Annotated in this window: 22 protein-coding genes, 1 other RNA gene and 1 pseudogene; 8 read left to right on the forward strand and 16 right to left on the reverse strand. The window is 54.3% G+C overall.

Annotated features, from left to right (window positions below; all coding sequences use genetic code 11):
- Positions 1-31: 31 nt before the first annotated feature.
- A complete protein-coding gene (locus ACODS3_RS16430) occupies positions 32-475 on the reverse strand; it encodes a MarR family winged helix-turn-helix transcriptional regulator (protein WP_201020136.1) in 444 nt (147 codons plus the stop codon).
- Between the two features lie 152 nt (positions 476-627).
- A complete protein-coding gene (locus ACODS3_RS16435; protein WP_489035288.1) occupies positions 628-1719 on the reverse strand; it encodes a tartrate dehydrogenase in 1092 nt (363 codons plus the stop codon).
- A gap of 87 nt (positions 1720-1806) precedes the next feature.
- Between ACODS3_RS16435 and ACODS3_RS16440 the strand changes: the two genes are divergently transcribed.
- Together ACODS3_RS16440 and ACODS3_RS16445 are read left to right on the forward strand one after the other, a co-directional pair.
- Positions 1807-2724, forward strand: a complete 918-nt coding sequence (locus ACODS3_RS16440; RefSeq protein WP_201020137.1) for a LysR family transcriptional regulator — start codon at positions 1807-1809, stop codon at positions 2722-2724.
- Positions 2725-2906: 182 nt separating this feature from the next.
- A pseudogene (locus tag ACODS3_RS16445) lies at positions 2907-3011 on the forward strand (PDDEXK nuclease domain-containing protein); the annotation flags it as partial.
- Here ACODS3_RS16445 and ACODS3_RS16450 read toward each other — a convergent pair.
- The 4 genes from ACODS3_RS16450 to ACODS3_RS16465 all read right to left on the reverse strand — a co-directional run bounded on the left by ACODS3_RS16450 (position 3012) and on the right by ACODS3_RS16465 (position 6526).
- Positions 3012-3587, reverse strand: coding sequence for a hypothetical protein (locus ACODS3_RS16450; protein ID WP_489035290.1), 576 nt, complete (start codon positions 3585-3587; stop codon positions 3012-3014).
- On the reverse strand, positions 3568-4836 hold the full coding sequence (locus ACODS3_RS16455) for a PAAR domain-containing protein (RefSeq protein ID WP_343296477.1): 1269 nt from the start codon (positions 4834-4836) through the stop codon (positions 3568-3570). Before ACODS3_RS16455 ends, ACODS3_RS16450 begins: the two co-directional genes overlap by 20 nt.
- A gap of 184 nt (positions 4837-5020) precedes the next feature.
- Positions 5021-5248, reverse strand: coding sequence for a DUF6124 family protein (locus ACODS3_RS16460; protein WP_371874974.1), 228 nt, complete (start codon positions 5246-5248; stop codon positions 5021-5023).
- A 486-nt stretch (positions 5249-5734) separates the two neighbouring features.
- Positions 5735-6526 (reverse strand): nuclease-related domain-containing protein, encoded by a 792-nt coding sequence (locus ACODS3_RS16465; protein WP_489035293.1) that lies wholly within the window; start codon positions 6524-6526, stop codon positions 5735-5737.
- A 1012-nt stretch (positions 6527-7538) separates the two neighbouring features.
- Here ACODS3_RS16465 and ACODS3_RS16470 point away from each other — a divergent pair.
- Together ACODS3_RS16470 and ACODS3_RS16475 are read left to right on the forward strand one after the other, a co-directional pair.
- The gene (locus tag ACODS3_RS16470; RefSeq protein WP_201005569.1) at positions 7539-8273 is read left to right on the forward strand and encodes a hypothetical protein; all 735 of its coding nucleotides are present in this window, start codon (positions 7539-7541) and stop codon (positions 8271-8273) included.
- On the forward strand, positions 8263-10542 hold the full coding sequence (locus ACODS3_RS16475) for a DEAD/DEAH box helicase (RefSeq protein WP_489035295.1): 2280 nt from the start codon (positions 8263-8265) through the stop codon (positions 10540-10542). Before ACODS3_RS16470 ends, ACODS3_RS16475 begins: the two co-directional genes overlap by 11 nt.
- A 268-nt stretch (positions 10543-10810) precedes the next feature.
- Here ACODS3_RS16475 and ACODS3_RS16480 read toward each other — a convergent pair whose 3' ends face one another.
- The 8 genes from ACODS3_RS16480 to ACODS3_RS16515 form a co-directional block, all read right to left on the reverse strand.
- Positions 10811-12109: a hypothetical protein gene (locus tag ACODS3_RS16480; protein ID WP_489035297.1), complete on the reverse strand. Its 1299-nt coding sequence runs from the start codon at positions 12107-12109 to the stop codon at positions 10811-10813.
- A gap of 434 nt (positions 12110-12543) precedes the next feature.
- Positions 12544-12935: a transfer-messenger RNA gene (gene ssrA, locus ACODS3_RS16485) on the reverse strand.
- Positions 12936-13050: 115 nt separating this feature from the next.
- Positions 13051-13338 carry a hypothetical protein gene (locus ACODS3_RS16490; protein ID WP_025258473.1) on the reverse strand — a complete coding sequence of 96 codons (288 nt, stop codon included), beginning with the start codon at positions 13336-13338 and terminating at the stop codon, positions 13051-13053.
- Between the two features lie 139 nt (positions 13339-13477).
- Entirely contained in the window at positions 13478-16288 is a 2811-nt protein-coding gene (locus ACODS3_RS16495; protein ID WP_489035299.1) for an FAD-binding and (Fe-S)-binding domain-containing protein, read from the reverse strand.
- A complete protein-coding gene (locus ACODS3_RS16500; RefSeq protein WP_201020556.1) occupies positions 16285-16956 on the reverse strand; it encodes a LutC/YkgG family protein in 672 nt (223 codons plus the stop codon). The genes ACODS3_RS16495 and ACODS3_RS16500 overlap by 4 nt, the downstream gene beginning before the upstream one ends.
- Positions 16956-18413 carry a LutB/LldF family L-lactate oxidation iron-sulfur protein gene (locus ACODS3_RS16505; RefSeq protein ID WP_201005561.1) on the reverse strand — a complete coding sequence of 486 codons (1458 nt, stop codon included), beginning with the start codon at positions 18411-18413 and terminating at the stop codon, positions 16956-16958. The genes ACODS3_RS16500 and ACODS3_RS16505 overlap by 1 nt, the downstream gene beginning before the upstream one ends.
- Complete coding sequence (locus ACODS3_RS16510) at positions 18410-19234, reverse strand: (Fe-S)-binding protein (protein WP_201020555.1); 825 nt, start codon at positions 19232-19234, stop codon at positions 18410-18412. Before ACODS3_RS16510 ends, ACODS3_RS16505 begins: the two co-directional genes overlap by 4 nt.
- A 97-nt stretch (positions 19235-19331) precedes the next feature.
- Positions 19332-21023 (reverse strand): lactate permease LctP family transporter, encoded by a 1692-nt coding sequence (locus ACODS3_RS16515; RefSeq protein WP_489035302.1) that lies wholly within the window; start codon positions 21021-21023, stop codon positions 19332-19334.
- A 346-nt stretch (positions 21024-21369) separates the two neighbouring features.
- On the opposite strand from ACODS3_RS16515, the gene ACODS3_RS16520 reads away from it, so the two are divergent.
- Positions 21370-22137 (forward strand): GntR family transcriptional regulator, encoded by a 768-nt coding sequence (locus tag ACODS3_RS16520; RefSeq protein WP_201020553.1) that lies wholly within the window; start codon positions 21370-21372, stop codon positions 22135-22137.
- 58 nt (positions 22138-22195) lie between these two features.
- Here the strand turns inward: ACODS3_RS16520 and smpB are convergent, their stop codons facing one another.
- Positions 22196-22678, reverse strand: coding sequence for an SsrA-binding protein SmpB (gene smpB / locus ACODS3_RS16525; RefSeq protein WP_025258480.1), 483 nt, complete (start codon positions 22676-22678; stop codon positions 22196-22198).
- Positions 22679-22803: 125 nt separating this feature from the next.
- On the opposite strand from smpB, the gene ACODS3_RS16530 reads away from it, so the two are divergent.
- Both ACODS3_RS16530 and ACODS3_RS16535 read left to right on the forward strand, forming a co-directional pair.
- Entirely contained in the window at positions 22804-23238 is a 435-nt protein-coding gene (locus ACODS3_RS16530; RefSeq protein WP_201005553.1) for a type II toxin-antitoxin system RatA family toxin, read from the forward strand.
- Positions 23231-23545 carry an RnfH family protein gene (locus tag ACODS3_RS16535; RefSeq protein ID WP_489035305.1) on the forward strand — a complete coding sequence of 105 codons (315 nt, stop codon included), beginning with the start codon at positions 23231-23233 and terminating at the stop codon, positions 23543-23545. Before ACODS3_RS16530 ends, ACODS3_RS16535 begins: the two co-directional genes overlap by 8 nt.
- 66 nt (positions 23546-23611) lie before the next feature.
- Here ACODS3_RS16535 and ACODS3_RS16540 read toward each other — a convergent pair whose 3' ends face one another.
- Positions 23612-24133 (reverse strand): outer membrane protein assembly factor BamE, encoded by a 522-nt coding sequence (locus ACODS3_RS16540; protein WP_201020550.1) that lies wholly within the window; start codon positions 24131-24133, stop codon positions 23612-23614.
- 98 nt (positions 24134-24231) lie between these two features.
- Between ACODS3_RS16540 and fur the strand changes: the two genes are divergently transcribed.
- Entirely contained in the window at positions 24232-24639 is a 408-nt protein-coding gene (gene fur / locus ACODS3_RS16545; protein WP_025258484.1) for a ferric iron uptake transcriptional regulator, read from the forward strand.
- Positions 24640-24664: the final 25 nt, after the last annotated feature.

Here is a 24664-nt window from a genome sequence, read left to right on the forward strand (position 1 = left end):
CCTCTTCACAAGGGGGAAGGCGGCTCACCCTTTATTCACAGGCGGGCCGTGCGAAGTCGTTGAGCGTGTCGCGAAGTGCTTCCAGCCCGTTGTCGGTCAACTGGCAGGCAGTCTTGATCTTGTCGGTGACGGCCCACAGCTCTTCGCGCAGCGCTTCCCCGGCATCGGTCAGGGCGATCAGTACGCGACGTTCATCGTTGCGGTCACGGGTGCGAGTCACCATTCCTGCGGCCTCAAGACGCTTGAGGAGCGGGGTGATAGTTCCTGTATCCATCGCGAGCCGGTTGCCAAGGTCACCCACGGTTCTGGGGGCGTCATTGAACAATTCCAGCATCACCAGATACTGGGGAAACGTCAGGCCCAATGGCTCAAGAAAGGGTTTGTGGAGACGGACCATTCGGTTGGCTGCGCCATACAAGGCGAAGGACAGTTGAGTCCCCACTTCGCGACGTGTTGCTGATGTGCTCGCGGTCATTACTTTATGTAGCTCGCTACTATCTAGTGTGCTAGACAATATCATGATCGAATGAGCGAAGTAAGCTGCCGGATGGAAGAATGAAGGATGAAGAGGGAGATCCAAAAAATGATGTGCTCGCCAGCAATCTGCACTGGCGAGCACTTTCGCGCTTACTCTGCCCGGCGCACCTGCTCCTCGATGGCCTTGCCCAGCGTAACGGTCGAACCCGTACCGCCCAGATCCGGCGTCAATGGCGCATGCTCCGGCCCTTGCGCCAGCACGGCTTCAATCGCCGACAGTACGGCGGCCCCGGCCTCTGCATGGCCGAAATGCTCCAGCATCATGCCGCCGCACCAGATCTGCCCGATCGGGTTGGCGATGCCCTTGCCTGCAATGTCCGGCGCCGAACCATGCACCGGCTCGAAGAGGCTGGGGAACGTCCGGTCCGGGTTGATATTGGCCGAAGGCGCAATGCCGATGGTTCCGGTACAGGCCGGCCCCAGATCGGAAAGAATGTCACCGAACAGGTTGCTGGCCACCACCACATCGAAGCGGTCTGGATGCAGCACAAAATGCGCCGTGAGAATGTCGATGTGATATTTGTCGACCAGCACTTCGGGGTACTGCTTGCCCATCTCCACGACGCGGCCGTCCCAGTACGGCATGGTGATAGCGATGCCGTTGGACTTGGTGGCTGAAGTCAGATGCTTCTTGGGGCGACTCTGCGCCAGGTCGTAAGCGTACTTGAGGATGCGGTCGACGCCTACGCGCGTCATCACCGTCTCCTGGATCACGACCTCCCGCTCGGTGCCCGCAAACATGGTGCCGCCGACGCTGGAATATTCGCCCTCGGTATTTTCCCGCACCACATAAAAGTCGATATCCCCCGGCTTGCGACCGGCCAGTGGCGCTTTTACGCCGGGCATCAGGCGACATGGGCGCAGGTTCACGTATTGATCGAAATCGCGGCGAAACTTCAGCAAGGAATCCCACAGCGAGATGTGGTCCGGTACGACATCCGGCCAGCCGACCGCGCCAAAGTAAATCGCGTCGTATTGCTTGAGGGTTTCAAACCAGTCATCCGGCATCATCTTGCCGTGCTCAAGGTAATAGTCGGCGCTGGCGAAATCGAACCAGTCCCATTGCATACCTATCCCGAACTTCTCTGCGATGGCGTCCATGACGCGGACGCCTTCGGGCATCACTTCCTTGCCAATACCGTCTCCGGGAATGACAGCGATCTTGTAATTGTATTGAGTCATGGCATCGGGTCTCGTGCTTGTCAGGTGGTGCGCTCCAGTGTATTCATTCGTCCATCAAGCACAATTTGGCTTACGGGAAATCCATTCTTGAATTCAAGTAAAGAGTTGGCCACCAACACCGATGACCTCAGCTTCTTCAATCGCGTGGCGACCCACGGCAGCCTGACCGCCGTGGCCCGAGAGCTGGGCCTGTCACTGCCCGCCGTCAGCAAGCGCCTGACCCAGCTTGAACAACGCCTGGGCGTGCAACTGATCAGGCGTACCACCCGCAGGCTGGACCTGACGCCTGAAGGCGTGATTTATCTGGAAGGTGCCCGGCCGATCCTGCGCCAACTGGAAGAACTGGAAAGCGCCCTCGACAACCGCCAGCCGGTGCTGCGAGGCAAGTTGAGCATCAATGCATCGTTCGGTTTTGGCCGACGCCATATCGCGCCCCTGCTGTCCGGGTTCGCCGCCCAACACCCGCACCTGGAACTGTCGCTGCAACTCTCCAGCCTGCCGGTCAACCTGCTGGATGCAGGGATCGACATCGACATCCGCGTGGGCGAGCCGCCCGACTCACGCCTGATCGCCCACCACGTACTCGACAACCCCCGCATCCTCTGCGCCTCACCTGCTTACCTCGAACGCGCAGGCACACCCCAGGACGTCGCCGACCTCGCGCAACACAACTGCATCGTGCTCAAACAATACGGAAGCGACTACGCCATCTGGCGCTTCACCCGCGACGGCCGCGAATACAGCCAGAAAGTCACCGGCACCCTGTCCAGCAACGACGGCGAAGTCGCCATGCGCCTGGCCCTGGACGGCCACGGCCTGATCCTCCGCTCCCGCTGGGATGCCCAGCAACACCTCGCCCGGGGGGAACTGGTTGCAGTGCTGCCCGAGTACCACGCGCCGAGAGCGGATGTGTATGTGGTTTATCAGCATCGCCAGCACGTGCCGCAGCGGATATCGGCGTTTACGCGGTTTTTGGCGAAGAATCTGGGAGAAAGGTTTTTGTAGGACCGGATTTCACGGGCGCAAGCGATCGGGATTTTCTCGGAAACTTCGTTCAAGGGACAGAGACGGGGCTGGCTGGTGAGGAGGGCGGAGGCTGCTCCAATATGCTGGGCAGTGACTTCAGGCCATTCCGGTATGACTGCAAGCAGATGATGGAGTATTCGCACTGATCTACAGCGCCAGGCAGCAGGCAATTTCGCATGCGTCAGTTCTACGATACCTATCGTGTCGAGGAAAAAGTCGCACCACTGGTGCGACAGTTTTCCTGGTCGCATAACCTGATCATCTTCTTATTGAGCAGCAGTACAGCTCTTGGCGGCAGCCTGAAGCGCCTTGGCGTAATCTACGTAGATATCCGGATCATAGGGTTCAATCGTCACGGTGAATTCAGACTTTCCGTCGGGGCCGATTGCTTGCTCTACCTCTACAGCCCATGACCGGCCAGCGTGTTGGGTAACCAGATAGAAAGCATGGGTACTCAAGTCGCTGTTTTCATCCAGTGCGGAGTAGAGGTAACGGAGGTTTTTATACCAGCCGCGAGTGCCCGTTATGGCTTTCAATGCTTCCTTGGCAGGCTGCTCGTCCACTTCTTCCAGAAGTGCATTCCCAATGGTGAGTTTTCCGGCATTCTCCAGCTCGGAGAATGGCACCGGCAGCGGCTCACGACTGACCAGCCGTGAATACTCACAGTCGAACACCCATCGACCGGTCTTCACGTAATCGTCAGCATAAATCACGACACCGTTACCCAAATCCGTTTTGTATACGCTCATCATCACCTTGAACCCGTAGTAGCTCGCGACCAGTAGTAGCGGCAAGAAAATGGCTGTTGCAATCCAGAAGACCTTACTTCGGTAGAAACTCAAAGTAGCCTCCTGGTACGCCAATGGGGGTGTCGCCAGAAATCACTGGGTTAATTGCCCCCATGGTCTGGTAGGTGAACTTGAATTTTCGGTGATGCATACTTCTCTCATCCTTCAGTGTGTTCCACTTCCTGCACCACGGATTGTCCGACGTGCCAGTGCTAATGCCGCACAGCTTGCCTAACTGGCGCTCTTCAAACGAACCCCAGGTATTCTTGTAGTCCGAGCGCCGGATGAAAGCGCGTACCTTGATCTGTAAATGATCCGCCAGCAATTGCGCCAAACTCTCGTTGGTCTGCGGGAAAAACTGGATGCCATCTTCTATACGGTACTCGGAGAGGTTGCCCATGCCAGTTCGACAGGCATAGCTGTCAATTTGCGCCGCGCTGGAGAATGCCAGGACAGAAATATCTTTGTAATTCAGCACATCAAGAGACATCTGCGGGTCTTCGACGAGTTGATAGCCGAAGGCAATCCGTTGAGGCACGCCATGGCTAAACAGCGACAGGTGTTCGATGGGTGATTGATTCCGGTCTTTGCCGCGATTCAAGTATTCAATCAGCCCCTTGGCATTCGCCACGCTGACATAGCCCGCTCCATAGGCCTTGGCAGAGTTGCGTGCTGCGCTAAGCATCTCGGTGCTATATGACGGGGTGAACACTATCAGCGTCCGTGTCAGGTCGCTTTTGTTGCGTTTGAACCCGGCAAGTTCACTCACGGCCTGGCCGATAAACATCATCTTGTTGCCCGAGCCAGTGTCGTGCTGGCTGCCGGCAACGGCGATCAACTCTGGAGTCAAAGACTCCTTGGCGACTGTTGAGGATGATCTTCCCGGTTGTACCAGAGCGCCTGACAGCAAAGCACGCTGTTGTAGGTGCGGATCGGCCAGCAGTTCGGCCATTAGCTGATCATCCACAGAACCATCCGGGCGCACGGCTCCGAGCTTGGCAAAGTCAATGATGGCCTGAGCTGTCGTACCACCATACTGAAAGCCGCCGAAGGTATCTGAACTGCCTGAGATTATGGTGCCGCCATGGCTGGTGGGGCTGCCCAGATAAGCCAGCGGTCGATAGTCAACGATGATGGAGGCAAAGCCTGTAGTGATTACGGCACCGCAACCACAAACATCACCTACTCGGGCTGCACCCAGGAAGTTGATTCGGGTGTCGGGTGATGCAGAAACGATAGGCGATGTGCCGTGGCCCGGGATGGGACAGAGGTGCATATCGCCAAGACGAGCTGTTGGAGTCATACCATTCCTTGGTGACAGTCGAAGTGGGGCGAGACTATAACCGCTTTGAGTTGCGCAACTTTTTGCGCAGTCTGGCTGGAGGGCATGCCCCGCAAGGCGTAGAGGTCTTTTCAATAATAATGTGTTGGAGATTTTTCCAGCGAAATTACAAAACCTGCGCAATGCAGGTTTTGTAATCCACACATCAACGAACCGAAAGATCTTCCAGCGAACGATCAACCTCAGCCTTGGCCATCTCCACCAGATGGACGACAGACAAGGCCAGATGCCGATGCGAACCACTCAAGCGGTCGCCGCTCTCATAGGCTGTGGCAGCGGCACAACTCAATAGCTCGGAAGCACGCACGAGAGCATCTTCAAGGTAGCGAGGGGAGAGGTGACAGGGTGGATCAGGTGTGATCTTGAGCATCATGTAACTCCAGTCAGAAATGGAGCCGCCATGCTCGCGACTAAACGATGGGTGGCGGCCATGCGCAGGTTAGTCGACCGGAGACTGGTACCCGGCGCACCCGAAGGTGCCCTACGCACGGCCACCATAAAATGCAGGCCATAAAAAGCGCCTCGCAAAAGGTGGCGCAGTGCGCCAGTCATCCCGGGCGACTAAACCCGTTCGCTGAATATGCAGCGACGGAGGCAGAGTAGTGACCGGATTTCACGGGCGCAAGCGGCTGGGATTTTCTCGGAAATTTCGCTCAAGGGAAAGGGAGGCGTCTTGCTATTGGGGGCTTTGGGAGCTGATCTTTTGCCTGTGCTGTGAAGATTCGATCTAGTCTGTTCCGCATGCGCCAGTTTTATGAGGTCTACCGCACCGGGTGAAAAGTCGCACCACTGGCGCGACAATTGTCCTGATAGTACAACCTAATAATCTTCAACCAGAGGAAACGTCTGGAGCGCCAGTTCAAAGCTGCGCTGTTCTAGTGCCGAGAGCTTGCATGGTCCGGCACTTGGGAAAACCCGAGCATCCCCAAAACTGTTGCCCCGCTTTCGCACCCGACTTCACGGTACGAATCAGCAGCGCGTTACCGCATTTCGGGCACTGTCGCTCGGCAGTCGGGTCACTTCGTCGCTTGAGGTTCTGCACATGCTCACGGTGAGTCGCAAGAGCGGGAGCGCGGCGGCCTGTTTGCAGCGATTGCAGCATGGCGTCGACTTCAGCCTTGCTGAATACCGTCTGCTGGAACGACTTGATGTAACGGATAAATCCAATGCCTTGAGTGACATTGGCAGGCATTTCTGTTTTGAAGGTACTGCCGCCAACAAAGGTAATGACCGAGTGCAGATACTCAGGGCTAATGCCCAGCGTGGCTTCCAGAGCCTTGATGTGTTTGTAGTTCTGCCGCAGCGGGTTCTGGAATTTGAAAGTGCGCTTGTAGAGTTTCTGCGTCCACTGCGCCTGTTTCTCGCTGCCGAAAATCCAGCCGCTCATGTTCTTCGTTTCCAGCACGAAGATGCCGTAGATCGAGAGGAATACGTGATCGATCTGCGTGGTGCCGTCTGGCGTATTCAGGGTGACATTATGCACGCGACGGTAGATTTGCTCGTCCAGATGCCGATTAGCAGCGAAGCGTACGAGAAGTTCGCCGATATGCCCTTTGGCCCATGGTGATTTGAGCAGGGCAAGCAGAAGTGCGAACAGAATAAGCCAGCCCAACACGCCCGATACCTGAGCGATGACAGGGGTGAAGTCCATTTCTCAACCTTTCAGAAATCCTGTGTTCTGCGGATTTTATCGAAATCTGGAGTGGTGGCACGATAATGTTGCTGCGATTTGAGAGCGTGTTTAGATGAGATTTAGGTTGTAGCGATCTGATAGCGGGTGGTGCTGCGCTGTTCTTCTAGCAATGTCAGGGGGGCTGGTCAGCAGCTCGGTCAGTGTCAATCCACTTCCCACTGCCCGGATGCTGCTGAGTATTCAGTGCCTGAAGACATTGCTGAGCTGGCATCGTTTCTCTGTTGTTGGCGCAGTTTCCACAGCGCCGAAAGCCGCGTATGACCCGAATGCCAGACAAAAAAGACGTCCGTGGACGTCTTTGATTGATTATTTGGGCAGGGGTAATATGAATTAAATTGCCGACCTATTGTTTTTTATGATTAATATCGATTCTGATTTTTTGATGGAATATCATTTGGAGTACTAAAAAACCCAAAAGAGGCTTTTTGTATTTGGCTTAATGAAAGTAAGGCGCTCAGTCGGTGAGGCAGCAGCGCTTGGAGCCCGGAAAGTAAATCTGTCTCCTTCATCCCCAATCCTTTCGGCAGCTACCAAGGTTTCTTATGGCCTCACGCTGACCATCAAGCAGAGGCACTGCGGCATAGTGTTATGGCTCAGCATGATGAATCCTCGCGCTTTGCCCCGCCAAGCCCCGGCGGTTCATCGCAGAAATTTCCTGCTTCCATCCAGACTGGTTTAGGCAGTAATTTTCCAAAAATAGACCAATGTAGTCACGGCAGGCTCTTTACCTTCTAAGCTTAGCGCGCTAGCCTCATCCGTGATGGCGATGTGCCTAGTCAGGGATTCGATTTGTGGCTAAGACTACCTATAGAGTGGACGTGCCTTGCTTTTCGCTTAGAGCTGATTCTCGTCAGTTAGGGTTCGCTTTTCTTCCGCATTCCTTCTTTCTTATAATTCCAGACCCCATAAGATCCGCAGACTTTTGTGGCGTCCTTCCTATTTTTAGCCTGATTTTCAAGGAGGAATCTACATGACGATAACTTATGGTGGGATGCTTCCAGATTCTAGCTGGGGGTGTGAGTTCACCGAGGTATTCAATGCAAATGGAATTGACTTCGTAAAACTCTGCCATGTTCATGTGTCCCAGATATCAAAAATAGCCAAGGTGCTTTCCGAGTCTGTAGTGGATACTTCATGGATGATGACCTTGGATGCCGGCACCAGATCCTCCTATGAATACACTGTTCAAGAAACCGCACAGCTTCTCGTCGAAATATTTAAAGCTGCTGAAAGAGAAGACACTGTCGTTGAAGAATTTGGTGAGCTAATGGTCTCAATGGGAGCGGCCAAAGCTCTTGAGGTTGTTTTCAAACACACTCTCATACCCATCGCGGAGCTTTGGAAGCCTCAAGCTAAACAGAATGAGGGCTTCGATTTTCATAGTATATGCCCTAGCCATATCATAAATTTTGGAGAGGCGAAGTATTGCTCAAGTACTACTTCGTATGGGCGTGCGCTAAAACAAGCTGGAGATTTTGTTACGGTAAAAAAACACAAACGAGATAGGGTTCACTTAGTAAGTCTAGCTACAAGTGAAGGGATTTCTAATCTTGATAATAACGTTCATGGTGTTATTGCAGCGTTTTCGATTCATGCTGATGATCAGCTCACAGTATATAGAAATGCACTAAAGAAAGCTGCGGAGTTTTCTGAAAATCATAGCGTGAAATTTGTTTATATGATTGGTGTGACTCATGAAGGTTAGATTGATTAAAAATAGTTTAACTCCTTTTGAAGATATGGTTGGAGTACTTGATGAAGTTCATAGGGTGGGGCCGATTGATTCAGGTATATTAGAAACTTTATCTTTATATAGAGTGTTTCATCCGGATGTGTTTTCTCAGCTTGAAGAGCGAATAATCTCCGCGCTAGGACTTTTCTATAAGGTGATTAGGCCTGAGAATCTATACTCTTTGCTTCTATCTTCCATAGGTGAAGCTCATAAAAAATCCTACGGAGGGTACTTGACTCCCGTGCAGGCAAGTGTTAGTCGAGCTATTGATAGCAAGCAGTTTATATCAATATCGGCACCAACTAGTGCTGGGAAGTCCTATTCGATTCGGGATTTCATTGCTGAGCAAGAGGGTGATGCAGTTGTTGTTGTACCTTCTAGAGCCTTGATTGCTGAATATATAAATACTATGAAGGAAAGGTTTGATGGCGATAAGGGAGTAATGATTACTCCATTTGTTGACGCTATTTTTACAAGTCGAAATCCTCGTAGAATATTTGTGCTGACCCCTGAGCGAGCTAGAGATCTTTTTACAACTTCAGCAAAGCTGGATCTAAGAGTTTTTTTCTTTGATGAAGCACACGTTTCTGAAGATCGGTCGCGGGGTGTGATTTTTGATGTTTTAGTAAGGCGAATACAAAAAACATTTTCATCAGCAAAACTTATATTTGCTCATCCTTTTGTGGATAATCCTGACGCTCAGTTTAAGAAGCACGATATTCCTGAAGTTAATGGTTATGCTAGGTCTTACACTCACGGGACAGTTGGAAAAATTTGTGTCTTCCAGCATTCAAATGGCAACTGCTATATATTTTCACCTTTTGAAGAGAAAGGCAATCTTCTACGCAATTGTATAAAGTTTGAGGGGGGATTTGAATCTTTTGCTTTTAGTGGTGATCATTCAGTTTTGATTTATGTGTCCAAAGCATCTATTTATAATGGCTTCTTTCTAGAGGGGTATGAAGAGTATATAGAAAAGTTTCCTATCGTTACGCATCCTAAGGCCAGGCAGATAATAATTTCCGTCGAGAATTTGCTTGGCGCCAACAAAACTGACCACCGCTCAAGAATGGTTGAACTACTACAAAAAGGAGTAGTCATCCATCATGGGTCAGTTCCATTAGAAGTTCGATTTTTGGTCGAAGAATTCATTCGGGCAGGTTTTGCAAAAATTTGTTTTGCAACCAGTACCCTTGCTCAGGGTGTAAACATGCCCTTTGATATCGTTTGGCTAGACAATATGCGATTTCAAGGCGAGAGTGATGAAGAGAAGTCACTTTCATTTAAAAATTTGATTGGGCGAGCGGGACGGCTTTCAAAACAAGCGATATTTGATTACGGATATGTATTTACAAGAAGCGCTGATCTGTTCATTACTAGGATTAACGATAAATTTTTGTTGAACGAAAGCTCAGTCATAGATCAGCCGTATGATGAAAATAGTGATAACGCCGAGCTCTTAGACTCGATGAAAGATGGGACATTTGACGACGAACTCCATTTGCCCTCTACAAAAATTGATAGATTATCCTCTCCTGAAGTTATTGACGCTGCCAAAGAAATATTGGGTGTGCTTTATGGCTCAAATTTGACTATTAGAAGTGTCCTTCAGGGGGATGAAAATCGTGATACCCGAATTCGCTTGAACGACTATTTTTTAGTTATCTTTGAGCGTTCTTTGGACAGAGAGCTAGGCAAGGGAGAGATGAATGTCTTTGAAAGTGCAATCAGTATAATGCTTCAAACGTTTCAAGGACGATCATTTAAGGAGATTGTAGGGATTAGATATAGCCGTATATCACGTAGGAGCTTTGGACGCCGTGGCGCCGCTGAGTTCTCTCAGCCAGCTCATAAGTTGCCTCATAGTGGTCTTTATGTATATTCACTTCACAAGGATGGAACGCCCGCAACTGATGTCAGTTACGATGTGATCGTCTTTGATACATATGACTATCTAGATCAGGTCATATCTTTCTCCCTGTCGGACGTTTTTATGGCCGCTTTTAAAGTCTACAAAACGTTGACCGCTGATGCCCGTGCAGACAAGATGATTGAATTGTTAAGGTTTGGAACAAATAATTCGATGCATATGCTACTTATGCGTTACGGTTTTGCGCCTGAAGATATAGAAGAGATCACCAATTATGTGCAATCTATATCTGAGTCAAATATAGTATTTAAAAGCACTGTTTATGAAGCGCCTTATCATGTGCGAGGTATTATCGATTGGTACCTCCCGTAATGATAGGGGGGTATGGCTTGTCGTAAGCGCTACTGAATTTATTGTCGGCCTTGAGAACTCCATTGTTTGCTTTTTTAGATGCTATTAATGGCGTGGAATTTCAATTTTAACTAGAAAACAATGCAGGAAAGCTGGGGGCAGACCACCTTTAGGTGCAATGGGATACAAGCTGTTTATAAAATTAGTGGTCTGACCAAAAATTATTTGAAAGTGTTTGGGAAGGGCTTGTGACTCACCGAAAAATTAAAGGTCTGCTCGTAGTATAAACCTACCATGAAGGATACTCAGGTTTTTTTTCTCGAGCTATAGACACCCGTTGAACGACCTCATGACATTTGTCTTCATATATCTGTTCCTTTAATAGCGTCATGGCATATTGCTTTAATTCGGATTTATTAGAGAAGCCCTCGTCAGCAATTAGCTGGATTATTTTTTTAATATAGCAAAATATCGTCTCGGATACGTCGTCCGGATTGTCTGGGAGCTGGTAAAAATCTCTTCCTTCATGAACTAGTTTGTTTCGGATGTCGTTATATATGCGGTCAAATTCCTCAAGGATGGAGTGGAATTTGTTAGGGGAGCGTTCGCAAATAAGTGCGGCTATGTAACTCCGATGTTTCCATCCTGTCCATTTTTTTTCAGGATCGGCAAGGCCGTCGAGTGTAAATAAAAGATTTAAGAACTGTGACTCGCTACCAATCGAGTAAAACGACTGCCTGCACGAGCGTAATGATGAAGTTACGGATGAGGACATTTCGTTTGTGATTTCTTCATTGTAGATAGCGGCTAAGTAGTCAGTGCCTGGATAGAATAGGTCGTCGACTTGGGGGCCTAGCCAATTATTACTAACCGATAGTGGTTTTGATATTCCGCTAAGTTTCAGCGGTTTCAAGTGTGTTCTCTCAGATGGGATGATTTCGACATCATAAAAGCCATCGTCGCGCTGTCCAGCCGGATTTGGCGTAAATGCTTTATTTTTAAAGGAACTGTGGGAGTATCTAATGATGTCTAAAGCATGTTCTGCTAAAGATAAGCATTTATTTATAACGTAGTCGTTATGGTCTATGGTGCGATTGAGCCTTAGTAAGTCTCGATAGTTTAGTTTGCAGTTGAATTGTACGTACTCAGTTTCTAAATCGGATAGCCGCTCGTAGGGCTCTTGGTCGAATTCTTTGCGGCAGAAATATGTATACTTTCCCAAGGTTAAGGTTTTTTGTATGTGGATTTTTTCTAGAGGGATTATAATTGTGCAGTTTAATGTCCTGTTATCTTTCTCCAGTTCGGCTATTTCGGTATTGGAATCGTGAGACTGAGCTTGCTCAATATCAATCCAGTCGAAGCAGTTCCTGAAGTCTTCAAGTATATTTCTGTCGTCTTCGTCGGTAGTAAAGCTTGGTGCGCTAAATGTCACGCCGTCGCCTTCTGGAAATACACTTGCCCAGTACCCAAGGTTTCTCAGTTTTTTAAGTGAGCTTGATATTTCAGCATTTTTATTTAAGAACTCTTCTCTACACCATACGAGATTTCCATAATGCCCGACTCTAGGGGGCAAAAATCTGGCTTTCATTTGATATCCTTATTTGAGAGCAATCGTTTTGTCAATTGTTGAGGCTGGTGTGCCTTCTATCCAAGACGCATCCGTTTGTTTGCAGAAAAAGCAGCAGGGATTTCCAGTGTGGGCTGAGCCTGTCCACCTGCTGCCAGTGTGCCGGGCAGGCCAAGAGGGTGTTCTCCTAGTGTTGCAGCTGCGCCCCTTCCTAATGCAGTTGCTCAGTCAGCAGGGGCTAGGGGGCGACAGTGGCGACAACCCGCGTCGTTGCTGGTCTGACGCGTGGCGACAAGGTGGCGACATAAATCCAAAAAATAGCACCGAATGCCTTGGAATACAAAAAACGCTGGAACTCAAAAAACTGGAAAGCCCCCGCAGCCCTGAAAGCCCCCGCATTCATCGGATTCCAGACACAAAAAAAGACGCCCTAAGGCGTCTTCATTTGTCAGATTTGGTGGAGCCGGGGGGATTTGAACCCCCGTCCGCCAGTACTCCGCTGTCGGTACTACATGCTTAGCCGTGTCTATTAAGTTAACCCTCAGCGACCCGACGGGCAGGGTGCTTTGGGCGAGCTGTGTAAGTTTTAGTCGCGTCGGCCACAACGTCCTAAGCGACGATCCTGTTCTATATGACAATCATTTCGGGTTTACAGGCATCCCCTGATGATTGCTGGAGCCGAAGCTACCAGAAGAGCTAGTCGCGCCGCTTACGCAGCGAGAGCGTAGCCCTCGTAGTTTTCGTCATTGGCAACTATAGAAAGTTGCAACAGTGGATTTACGACTTCTGTTACCAAGTCGGCATGCACCTAAAGTTTCATCACCGGCGTCGAATCCTAATCGGCCCCGAGACTGCTTTCGCAGTCATTGGGCGGGAGTCTACGCCAATTGATGGGGCGCGTCGACCCGCGTCTTGCTTTGCCGACAAGGCCAGCGCGCTGGCTGGCCTTGTCAGGCGCTTTCTTACCGGTTGCCGCCTTCGCTGCCCGAGCCGAGGTTTTTCAGTTCGGTGATGGCTTGGGTGGTCAGTTCGATGCAGGTTTTTTTATCGCCTTTGGCCTGGGCGGCCCGTGCGTCGGTTTCGGTTTTTGCCAGGGACTGTTTCAGGTCGGGGCTCAGGTTCACGTTGGTGGAAACCTGGGCGTCCTTGATGGTCTGCAAGTTGCTGCCGCACAAGTCATCGGCGGCGAACACCGGGGAAGCCAGCATGACAGAGCTGAGGAGTAGTCCAGTCAGGGCGGTACGCTTCATATGTCTCTCCTTGATTACCGGTCGCTTGGGCTCTTTGCCCATGGGTTGGGGAAGCCCATTCAAATACGGGCTTACAAGGGTGGACTGTGCTGAAACGCAGGGGTTCTATTTATTTTCATGCCTGTAATGCCTGTTGCCATCATGCGGATTTCGCCTGCGTCACCCGGTCGATCAGGTAAACCAGCCCGTGATAGTCGATGCCGCTGTGCTGCGAGAGGCCGATTTCACAGGTGCGGCTGGTGGAGATGCCTTCGTTGCAGTACTGCACCGCACCCTGGAGAGAGCGTAAGGCGTGGGCGTTCAGTTCGGGCGTTGTGAAGCCTTTGTCTCCGGCGAATCCGCAACAATGTATGCCTTCCGGGATGACCACGTTGACGCTGCACAGGCGAGCCAGTTCGATCAGTGCCTGGCTTTCGCCAAGGTGCTGGGTGCTGCAGGTGACGTGAACGGCAATGGGTTCCTGTTGCGGGGTAAAGGTGAGTTTGTCCAGCAGGTGCGTGCGGATGAATCGCACCGGGTCGTAGAGATCCAGGCGTGTGTCCTTGAGGTCTTGTACCAGTCGCAGGGTGCAAGGGCTGGTGTCGCAATAGATCGGGTCCAGCCCGCCGCGGCTGGCTTTGATCAGCGCGGCCAGCAGTTCCTGGCGTTTCTCGTCGGCTTGCTGGTTGTAGCCCTTTGAGGCGAAAGGCTGGCCGCAGCACAGGCTGTCCTGATTGTCCGGGAAGACGACCTGATAACCGGCTTTTTCCAGCAGGCCACGGGTCTTGTCCAGCAGTGAGGTTTGCTCGCGATCAGTGGCCGCAGGCCCCATCACGCGAGAGACGCAGGCTGCCAGATAAACCACTCTGGGACGTTGGTCCTCGATGGGCGGGGTGAAGCGTATGGCCTGTTCCGGCTGTGGCATGGCCGGTGTCCATTGCGGGATGCGGCCGGCTGAAAGCTTGCTCAGTTTTGCTGACAGTTTTGCCAGTCGCGGCGCACCCAGCAGCATGCGCGCGCCGTTGGCGGCATGCAGGGTAAAGCGTGCGCCTTGTACCGCTGTCTTGAAGTTGTGCGCCAGCCAGTTGGCTGTCCTGGCATGGTGTGCTTCCTGATGGCGCAGCTTTTTGACCAGTTCGCCGGTGTTGATGCCAACCGGGCAGCGTTGGGCGCACAGGCCGGTGGCGGCGCAGGTGTCGATCCCTTGATAGTGGTAATCGCGCTCCAGTTTCTGGGTGTCGGTTCCGGCGCGTTTTTTCGCCTGAATGTCGCGCCAGATGACGATGCGTTGCCTCGGGCTCAAGGTCAGGCCTTTGGAAGGGCAGACCGGTTCACAGAAGCCGCACTCAATGCACTTGTCGACGATTTCGTCAGCAGCGGGCAGCGGTTTCAGGTGCTTCAAGTGGATCTGCGGGTCGTTGCTGAGCACCACGTCCGGGTTGAGAATGCCGTTGGGGTCGAGCAGGCGTTTGAGTTGCCACATCAATTGATAGGCGTCGCTGCCCCATTCCTTTTCGACGAAGGGTGCCATGTTGCGCCCGGTCCCGTGCTCGGCCTTGAGTGAACCGCCGAACTCCACGGCCACCAGCTCTGCAACGTCTTCCATGAAGGCCTGATAACGGGCGATTTCTTCGGGGTTGTTGAAGCCCTGGGTAAAGACGAAGTGCAGGTTGCCCTCCAGCGCATGGCCGAACAGGATGGCTTCGTCATAGTGATGTTTGTCGAACAGCGCGATCAGGCGGCGCACGCCAATGGCCAGTTGTTCGACCGGGAAGGTGACGTCTTCGATGATGACCGTGGTGCCGGTCTGGCGTACGGCTCCGACGGCGGGGAAGGTGTCTTTGCGAATGGCCCAGAGGCGTGCGTTTTCCAGCGGGTCTTCGGTGAAGTCGACCTGTTTCTCGACGGGGAAGGACGCCAGCGACGCCATGATTTGTGCCAGTTGTTCATGCAGCAAAACCCTGGATGCTGCCCGTGCTTCGATCAATAACGCGCAGGTGCTTTCCGAGAGTTCACGGACAAAGGCTGGCATGCCGGGTTTGTCCTGCACCGAGCGCATGCTGCGTCGGTCCAGCAGTTCGACGGCGGCGACCGGCTGGCTTTTTAGTACGGTGACGGCGTTGCAGCAGGTTTCCACGTCCGGGAAGACGATCAAGGCCGAGGCCTTGTGCGGATGGTCGGGCACGGTGTTGTAGGTCACGGCGCTGATGAAGCCCAGCGTGCCTTCGGAGCCGACCAGCAAATGGCTGAGGATATCCAGTGGCTCATCTAAATCCACCAGGGCGTTGAGTGACAGGCCCGTGGTGTTTTTCAGGCGGTATTTGTGGCGAATTCTGGCGGCCAGTTCGGTGTTGGCGCGGGTTTTTCGGCCCAAGTGGGCGAGTTGTTCCAGCAAGACGATATGGCTGGCGCGAAAGGCCTGCACGCTGGCCGGGTCTTCGGTATCCAGGCGTGTGCCATCAGCCAGCACCAGACGAATTCCTGCCAGCGTGTGGTAGGTGTTTTGCGCTGTACCGCAGCACATGCCGCTGGCGTTGTTGGCGACGATGCCGCCGATCTTGCAGGCGTTTATCGATGCCGGATCCGGCCCGATCTTGCGTCCGAACGGCGCCAGCCAGGCATTGGCCTGTGCGCCGATGACGCCGGGTTGCAGACGAATCTGCGCGCCCTGTTCGCGGACCTCGCGGCCGTTCCAGTTATCGCCCAGCACCAGCAATACCGAATCGCTGATGGCCTGGCCGGAAAGGCTGGTGCCTGCTGCGCGAAAGGTCACCGGGACTTTTTCGGTCTGGGCCAGCTTGAGCAGGGCCACCACTTCGTCTTCGGACTCGACCCGGATCACCAGCTTGGGGATCAGCCGATAGAAGCTGGCGTCGGTGCCGAAGGCCAGTGTCGAAAGAGGATCGTCGAAGCGGCGGTTTTCGGGGATCAGGCGTCGGGCTTCGCGGATGAAGTTTTCTGACAGGCTCATGCGTCTTCCACTATCAGGACCACAAGGTCTTTGGGGCCGTGGGCGCCGTAAGCCAGCACCTGTTCGATATCGGCAGTCTTGGAGGGGCCGGAAACCAGCAGGGCATTGGTCGGCATGCCGCCGGTCCAGTCCTGTTTGCGCTGGGCTTCGCAGAGGTTGTCGTAGATCTCGCTGGCCTTGAGCAGGGCGAAATGCACAGGCGGTACCAGGCTCATCAAGCGCGGCTCTTCGCGGGTCGGCCAGATGATCAGGCTGCCAGTCGCAGCAATCGCCCCGACGGTGCCGGTGAAACTGGCTGGTGTGTCATCGAACAGCTCTTTCTTCCATTGCTCGATGGGGCGGTCGTAAGTCTTGAGCGGTGGCAGTTCGGGGCGCGTCGCCCAGTGTCCGGCGACACGCTGCCCATGGACGGTGCCGGGTGCGATCAGCAGGCTGGGCAGTTGGCGATCATGCACCAGTTCGCCAAGCCTTCGGGGCCAGTCCGATTCCGTACACAGGTGGATTTCCGTATGCACGGCCTCCATCAGCTTGCGTAGCTGGGCGACCCGCTCTTCAGGAGCGTAGGTCCAGGGGGCTGTCACCAGGGCTTCATTGAAATTGTCAGTAATCGGCGTCGTTCCTGTCAGGCTCTGACGCAGTTTGGCGAGGATGTTTTGCTTGGCGCTCATCAGAGTTCTCCGGGCCGCTTTTTCAGATGCTCGCGTGCCATTTCATGCAGGGAGCGGGCTGCGGGCTTTGGGGCGCTATGGTTTTGTGTCCATGGCCCGACATCGCCAGGCATCAGGCTGCGTAAGCGTGTGGCGAGGTAAACGAATGCGCGATACAGGCCCGGCGAGGTATTGAGTTTCGACCAGGCATTCCAGATCAGGCGTTCCTTGCGCGAGTACTTGCGACCCTGATCGCGCATCACGCGGTCGGGTGCATCCGGTGCCTTGACGTTTTCTTCGCGCAGGCGGCGCAGCAAGGCGGGAATCGGGATCTTCACCGGGCAGACTTCGCCACATGCACCGCAGAGCGATGAGGCGCTGGGGTGATCTGGCACTTTGCTCAGGCCCGCCATGTGCGGCGTGATGATCTTGCCGATGGGGCCGGGATACACCTCGCCGTAGGTGTGGCCGCCGACGCGGGTATAGACCGGGCAATGATTCATGCATGCGCCGCAACGAATGCAGTTCAGGGTCTGGCGCAATTCGCTGTCGGCAAAGGCCTGGGTGCGGCCGTTGTCCAGCAGCACCAGATGCACTTCCTGCGGGCCATCCAGTTCGTGGGGCTTGCGCGGGCCGGAGATCATATTGACGTAGGTCGTGATCGGAATGCCCAGTGCCGAGCGGGTCAGCAGTGACAGCAAGGGGATGGTGTCGCGCAGGTTTTCGACGACTTTCTCGATGCCGGTCACGGCGATATGCACGGGTGGTACGCTGGTGACCATACGCCCGTTACCCTCGTTCTCGACGAGGAGCAAGGTGCCGGTTTCGGCTATCGCGAAGTTGACGCCGGAGACGCCGATATCCGCTTCAAAGAATTTCTGGCGCAGCACACGACGGCCGATCTGGATCAACTGGTCGACGTCGGTGGTGTAATCGACACCCAGCTTTTCATGGAACAGTTTTCCCACCTGACCGGCGTTCTTGTGGATGGCCGGCATGATGATGTGCGAGGGCTTTTCGTGGTCCATCTGCACGATGTATTCGCCCATGTCCGCTTCCAGACACTCGACGCCGCGCTCGCCCAGGAAGTCGTTCATTTCCATCTCTTCGCTGACCATCGACTTGCCTTTGATCACCTGTCTGGCTTCGTGGGCGTTGACGATGGAGAGCACGATGTCATTGGCCTGCTCGACGGTTTCGGCCCAATGCACCTTCACGCCGTTGCGGATCAGATTGCGTTCAAGCTGCTCCAGCAGATCCGGCAGCCTGGACAAGGCCCGTGCACGAATCGCATTGCCCAGTTCGCGTAGGTCTTCACGTTCTTCGGGGTCGCTGAAGGCTGCTGCACGCTTGGTCATCAGCGAGTCCATGGCGCGTCGGAAGTTGCCGCGCAACTGGGTGTCGCCAAGGGCCTGATGGGCGCGGGAGCGGAAGTCTGTCTCGACTTCCACGGCCGGAATCCGGGTTTGCGTGTTCATCGCTGTCCTCCGGTACGTTGCCACAAGAAGCTGGCCAGATGCAGGCCGCGCAGGGATTCGCGTTGTTTTTCCAGTGAGCCGTTGATGTTCATCAGGCAGCCGCAATCGGCGGTGAGAATCTGGTCTGCACCGGACTCCTTCAGGGCGCGTGTCTTGTCGGCCACCATCGCTCCGGAAATATCCGGCATGCGCACGCTGAATGTCCCACCGAAGCCGCAGCATTCGCTTTCATGATCGTGATCCACACGCTCGACATTGCCCAGTTGCGACAGCAGTTCGCGAGCATGCAGGTGGGTGTTCATTTCACGACGCGCCGAGCAGGAGGTGTGCAGGGCAATCTTGATCGGTTGGCCTTGATCGTTCAGTCGGGTCTTGCAGACGAACAGCAGGAATTCGGTCAGCTCATAGGTTCGTGCAGCCAGGGCGCGAACCTGCTCAAGGGTGTGAGGCTCGTCCTTGAACAGTTCGGGATAATGTTCGCGAAACATTCCGGCGCAAGAGCCAGAAGGCACGATGACCGGATCGTCCCCCGCGAACAGCGCCAGTTGAGCGCGTGCCACTTCCCGGGCCTGCTCGGTGTAGCCACTGGTGTAGGCCGGTTGTCCGCAGCAGCTTTGTTCTTGAGGGTAGTCGACCTGGATACCTTCGCGTTCGAGCAGGTGAATGGCGTCCATCCCGGCGTCAGGGAAAAACAGGTCGACCACGCAGGTGCCGAACAGGTAAACCCGCTGCGGTTTTTCAGTCGGGTATTGCCGTGGCCCATGACGCGGTGGCGCGACGCGGGTGGCATTGGGTGAGGCGTTGTAGAAAAGCTCGCTCATCAGGTGTTTCTCCGGGTGGGCCCGGTTATCCGCTCAGGGCATGAATGGCTGACGCCGGTGGTTGGGGCCGGCGTCAGGGCTTCGCGTCTTTTTGTAATCAGTGAACGATCATGCCGGTGAACCAGTAGGCCTGTGCATAAGTGATGCAGCCCACGATGGTGGCGAAAAACAGGCTGTGCTTGAGGGTGAAGCGGAACAGGTCCGATTCCCTGCCGACCAGCCCTGTCGCGGCGCAGGCCACGGCTATGGATTGCGGCGAAATCATCTTGCCGGTCACGCCACCGCTGGAGTTGGCGGCGACCATCAACACGTCACTGACGCCGATCTGGTGGGCAGTAGTGGCTTGCAGGGAACCGAACAAGGCATTGGCCGAAGTATCGGAGCCCGTCAGAAACACGCCCAGCCAGCCGAGGAACGGCGAGAAGAACGGGAACGCAGAGCCCGTGCCAGCCAGCACCAGCGCCAGTGTCGAGGACATGCCCGAGTAGTTCATGACGAAGGCGAAGGCCAGCACCATGCCAATGGAGACGATGGCCCAGCGCAGCTCGATCAGGGTTTCTTTAAAAGTGGTCAGACCAATCTTAGGGCTGATGCGCAAGACGATCATGGCCAGGATGGCCGAGAACAGAATCGCTGTGCCCGACGCGGCGATCAGGTCGAACTTGTAGACCGCTGGCATGGCGGTGGCCTTGGCAACGATGGGCGTGCCTTTGATCACCAATTGGTCCAGATACGGGACTGCGATGTTGATGGTCCAGGCTTGCAGAGCACCACCCGCCGCGAACATCGCTTTGAAGGGCTTGAGCGTCCAGACCGTGACCATGGCGGTCAGGATCAGGAAGGGCGACCAGGCCTTGATGATCTGGCCCAGGCTGTAGGGCGACTTGACGGTGGTGCGTGGCTGGCCGAAACCACCGGAGCTGCCCGCGACAGCTGCCGAGCCACCGCTGACGACGACCGCGTCCGAAGCACGTTGCGGCTGCCAGACTTTCAGGAACAGTGTCAGCGACACGATGCTGACCAGCGCCGAAGTGATGTCCGGCAACTCGGGGCCAATGAAGTTGGAGGTGAAATACTGGGTGACTGCAAAGCTGAAGCCGGCAATAAGTGCGGCAGGCCAGGTTTCTTTGACACCTCGTACGCCATCCATCATGAACATCAGCCAGAACGGCACGAACACTGACAGCAGCGGTAGCTGGCGGCCGGCCATGGCGCCGATCTTGAACGCATCGATCCCCGAAACCTGCCCGGCCACAATGATCGGAATGCCCAGAGCGCCAAAGGCTACGGGAGCAGTATTGGCGATCAGGCACAGGCCGGCGGCATACAGCGGGTTGAGCCCCAGCCCGACCAGCAAGGCTGCGGTAATCGCGACTGGCGCGCCGAAACCGGCTGCGCCTTCCAGGAAGGCACCGAAGCAGAAACCAATCAGCAGCACTTGCAGGCGCTGGTCATCGGTAATGGACATGACCGAACTGCGGATGATCTCGAACTGACCACTTTTGACTGTCAGTTTGTAGAGAAAGACCGCCGCGACGATGATCCATGCGATGGGCCACAAGCCATAGGCGAACCCGTAGCCAGCGGCGGCCGGAGCCATGTCGGCAGGCATCTGGAAGGCGAAGATCGCAACCAGAACCGACAGCGCCAGTGTGATGCTGCCCGCGACATGGCCTTTGAGCCTGAAGACGGCCAGTGCCAGAAAGAAGAAGACGATGGGGATGAGCGCAGCGGTGGCTGAAAGGCCCAGGCTGCCCAGAGGTGTATAGAGTTGTTGCCAAGTCTGCATGTAGGTGGCCCCTAATTGTTTTTGGTAAGGCCCGGTGTTCTGTGTCGTGCGCATGGTGGACGAATCGCACAGTTCACCAGCTCAAGCCTTTCTGATCGAAAGGTCTTGCGGCGTGATGGAGGTCAGCCATCGGACGCTGGCATTGGAAAATTGGTAATACCAATTTACAATGTCTGATCGCTAGGTTAGAAGCCTTGCTATTGATGTGTCAATTTGTCTCGTCAGGACTTTGGTCGGGTGCGCAGGAAAATGCGGTTAGCCTGCTGCATCTGGCTGATGCCTGAAGGCCTGCGATAAGCCAGAATGTGCGGTCCCGCTAATAGAGCTGGGTGTGAAGTGAGGGGTTATGGGTTTTGATCAGGTGCGTCAGCGCCGTTTGTCTGATGACATTGTCGAGCAGCTGGAACGAATGATTCTTGAAGGCACGCTCAAGTCAGGTGGACGCCTGCCAGCAGAGCGAGCCCTTGCCGAGCAGTTCGGTGTCTCGCGTCCTTCGCTGCGCGAAGCCATCCAGAAGCTGACGGCCAAGGGGCTGCTGGTGAGTCGTCAGGGTGGTGGTAACTATGTGGTCGAGAACCTGGGCTCGACCTTCAGCGATCCCTTGCTTCATCTATTGGAAAGCAGCCCTGATGCCCAGCGAGACCTGCTGGAGTTTCGCCACACCCTGGAAGCCTCTTGCGCCTACTACGCGGCCTTGCGTGCCACCGATGTGGATCGCGAGCGCCTGCGTGAAGCGTTCGATACGTTGCAGGATTGCTACACCAGCACTGACGAAGTGAGCCGGGCCGAGGAGGGCGCTGCCGATGCCAGTTTCCACCTGGCGATTGCCGAGGCCAGCCATAACACAGTGTTGCTGCATACTATTCGTGGTTTGTTCGACCTGCTCAAGCGCAATGTGGTGATCAATATCGGCGGCATGTACCAGCACCGCACTGAAACCCGCGACATGCTCATTCAGCAGCATCGTGAGTTGTATCTGGCGATTATCGAAGGGCGCGCCGAGGATGCGCGGGAGGTGTCCAGCCGCCACCTGACCTATGTGCAGGAAGTGCTGGAGGAAGTGCGGCAACAGGTTCAACGCACAGCGCGTGCGGAGCGCCGCAATAATATGTGATGGATCACCGTAGCGAATTCATCCGCGAATGAATTCGCTCACACACAAGGGGCTTGGATCAGTCGTCCTTGCCCTTGCTGCGCACAGCCCGTTGCAGCTCGCGATCCGAATCGCGCTCTCGCTCGGTATGGCGCTTGTCGTATTCCTTCTTGCCTTTACCCAGAGCAATTTCGCACTTGATCAAGTGCTGCTTCCAGTAAAGGGAAAGGGCTACGCAGGCATAACCTTTCTGCTGCACCGAGCTTGTGAGCTTTTCAAGCTCGCGCTGGTTCAGCAACAGTTTGCGGGTGCGTGTCGGGTCAGCGATGACGTGTGTGCTGGCGGTCTTGAGCGGCGTGATATGGCTGCCCATCAGCCAGGCCTCGCCATCCTTGAGCAGCACATAACTGTCGACCAGCTGTACCTTGTTGGCACGCAGGCTTTTTACTTCCCAGCCAGCCAGGACCAGACCGGCCTCGAACTTGTGTTCGATGAAGTAATCGTGACGCGCCTTTTTATTTTGCGCGATGGTCCCTGTGGGATGTTTCTTGAGCTTAGCCATAGGGGCGGCATTATAGGGAGTTGCTTCAATGTCGGCTACGGGAAAGCGTGCGCTTGAGCACGATGGATGAATCCCGGACAATGCTTACTCTTTGTTTGCCGCTCAGCTTTGGAAATGACGCTCACATGACTACGCATATTCAGCGCTCGGCTCTTTTGCCGTATCCGGCCCGGTTTCTGTACGACCTGGTCAATGATGTGGCTCGCTATCCCGAGTTTCTGCCCTGGTGTTCTTCGTCGGTGGTGCTTGAAGAAAGCGAGACGCTCATGCGCGCAAGTCTGGAGGTCGCCAAAGGTGGCCTTAGCCAGAAATTTGTAACGCGCAATGTGCTCGTGCCAGGAGAGTCCATTGTGATGGATCTGGTGGAAGGACCTTTCAACCAGTTACATGGCGTCTGGACATTCAAGCCGCTGGGTGAAAAGGCCTGCAAGATCAGCCTGGACCTTACCTTCGATTATGCTGGCTCCATTGTGCGTGCCACCTTGGGCCCGCTGTTCAATCAGGCCGCGAATACCCTTGTAGACGCCTTTTGCCAGCGAGCCAAAGAGCTTCATGTCTGATGAGATGATCGAGATCGAGGTGGTTTATGCCGCCGTCGATCATCAGGTGTTGCTCGCCGTTGCTGTGCCTGTTGGCTCATCGGTGCAGCAGGCTCTTGTCGTTTCGAGCATACAGAAGCAATTTCCTGAACTGGATCTGGCTCAATGCCCTGTGGGCATTTTTGGCAAGGTGGTGAAAGATCCTTCGGTGCGTGTGCTTGAGGCGGGTGATCGCATCGAGATCTATCGCCCGCTGCTGGCTGACCCGATGGAGGTGCGGCGCCTGCGTGCTGCAAAGGCACGCTTGAACAGAGATGCCATGCCCTGAGTTTTTCCAAACTCCAGACAGCAAAAAGCCCGGCATGCCGGGCTTTCTTGTTGAAACTGTTTCCGATTAATGCGGAGTTGTTTCCAGAGGTTCCTGCACAGGGACCGGAACAGTTTCGACGCTGTCCACATCCTTCTGGATCTGGTCCAGCAGCGAGCCTGGCTTGGCTGGTGCTTCGGGTGCCTGCTGTGGCTGGGCTTCAGCCGGGACTGTCTGGTTGCTGCGATTGCCAAGAATGGCTTCATCACGGCTCACGCCGGGCATGAAGTCTCCGGACAGGCTGACCAGTTGGTCATTGCCATTGAAGATCAGGCTGATGCGTTCCTGTTGGCGTTCACCGCCACCGGGCTGCAGACTGTACAGGTAGTCCCAGCGATCAGTGTGGAATGTGTCGGTCAGCAGGGGGTTGCCCATGATAAACCGTACTTGTCGCCGGGTCATTCCGGGACGTAACTGGTCTATCATATCCTGCGTAACGACATTTCCCTGTTGGATGTCGATTTTGTAAACCCCGGGGAATGAACAACCGGCGAGTGCGAGCAGTCCCACAAGGGTGAAACTGGTTAGCAAGAGCTTGGTGTTTTGCATCGGTGGGCGACTTCCACTATCTTGGCTGGGACAACGTAAACCCGGATCATACCTGCATTAAGAGAAGCTGCGAAGCAGCGTCTGCGAGAAAGCTGACCATGGTTGAAAATAGCGAACTACGTAAAGCAGGACTTAAGGTGACATTGCCTCGGGTCAAAATCCTTCAAATGCTCGATTCTGCCGAGCAGCGCCACATGAGTGCCGAAGATGTCTACAAGGCGCTGATGGAGGCTAGCGAGGATGTCGGTCTGGCCACGGTCTACCGTGTTCTGACTCAGTTTGAAGCTGCTGGATTGGTGGTTCGCCACAATTTCGACGGCGGTCATGCTGTGTTCGAGCTGGCTGATGGCGGCCACCACGACCATATGGTCAATGTGGAGTCCGGCGAGGTGATCGAGTTCTTCGACGAAGAGATCGAGAAGCTGCAGAAGGCAATCGTCGAGAGACACGGTTACGATCTGGTGGATCACAATCTTGTGCTCTACGTTCGTAACAAAAAGGCGTAAGCCAGCGACGACAAAGGCGACCTCA

The sequence above is a fragment of the Pseudomonas sp. FG43 genome (genome assembly GCF_057809175.1).

Coding starts and splice junctions, on each gene's coding strand:
- ACODS3_RS16430 (WP_201020136.1), bottom strand. CDS start 475: ATGACCGCGAGCACATCAGCAACACGTCGCGAAGTGGGGACTCAACTG.
- ACODS3_RS16435 (WP_489035288.1), bottom strand. CDS start 1,719: ATGACTCAATACAATTACAAGATCGCTGTCATTCCCGGAGACGGTATT.
- ACODS3_RS16455 (WP_343296477.1), bottom strand. CDS start 4,836: ATGACTCCAACAGCTCGTCTTGGCGATATGCACCTCTGTCCCATCCCG.
- ACODS3_RS16460 (WP_371874974.1), bottom strand. CDS start 5,248: ATGATGCTCAAGATCACACCTGATCCACCCTGTCACCTCTCCCCTCGC.
- ACODS3_RS16465 (WP_489035293.1), bottom strand. CDS start 6,526: ATGGACTTCACCCCTGTCATCGCTCAGGTATCGGGCGTGTTGGGCTGG.
- ACODS3_RS16470 (WP_201005569.1), top strand. CDS start 7,539: ATGACGATAACTTATGGTGGGATGCTTCCAGATTCTAGCTGGGGGTGT.
- ACODS3_RS16475 (WP_489035295.1), top strand. CDS start 8,263: ATGAAGGTTAGATTGATTAAAAATAGTTTAACTCCTTTTGAAGATATG.
- ACODS3_RS16480 (WP_489035297.1), bottom strand. CDS start 12,109: ATGAAAGCCAGATTTTTGCCCCCTAGAGTCGGGCATTATGGAAATCTC.
- ACODS3_RS16490 (WP_025258473.1), bottom strand. CDS start 13,338: ATGAAGCGTACCGCCCTGACTGGACTACTCCTCAGCTCTGTCATGCTG.
- ACODS3_RS16495 (WP_489035299.1), bottom strand. CDS start 16,288: ATGAGCCTGTCAGAAAACTTCATCCGCGAAGCCCGACGCCTGATCCCC.
- ACODS3_RS16500 (WP_201020556.1), bottom strand. CDS start 16,956: ATGAGCGCCAAGCAAAACATCCTCGCCAAACTGCGTCAGAGCCTGACA.
- ACODS3_RS16505 (WP_201005561.1), bottom strand. CDS start 18,413: ATGAACACGCAAACCCGGATTCCGGCCGTGGAAGTCGAGACAGACTTC.
- ACODS3_RS16510 (WP_201020555.1), bottom strand. CDS start 19,234: ATGAGCGAGCTTTTCTACAACGCCTCACCCAATGCCACCCGCGTCGCG.
- ACODS3_RS16515 (WP_489035302.1), bottom strand. CDS start 21,023: ATGCAGACTTGGCAACAACTCTATACACCTCTGGGCAGCCTGGGCCTT.
- ACODS3_RS16520 (WP_201020553.1), top strand. CDS start 21,370: ATGGGTTTTGATCAGGTGCGTCAGCGCCGTTTGTCTGATGACATTGTC.
- smpB (WP_025258480.1), bottom strand. CDS start 22,678: ATGGCTAAGCTCAAGAAACATCCCACAGGGACCATCGCGCAAAATAAA.
- ACODS3_RS16530 (WP_201005553.1), top strand. CDS start 22,804: ATGACTACGCATATTCAGCGCTCGGCTCTTTTGCCGTATCCGGCCCGG.
- ACODS3_RS16535 (WP_489035305.1), top strand. CDS start 23,231: ATGTCTGATGAGATGATCGAGATCGAGGTGGTTTATGCCGCCGTCGAT.
- ACODS3_RS16540 (WP_201020550.1), bottom strand. CDS start 24,133: ATGCAAAACACCAAGCTCTTGCTAACCAGTTTCACCCTTGTGGGACTG.
- fur (WP_025258484.1), top strand. CDS start 24,232: ATGGTTGAAAATAGCGAACTACGTAAAGCAGGACTTAAGGTGACATTG.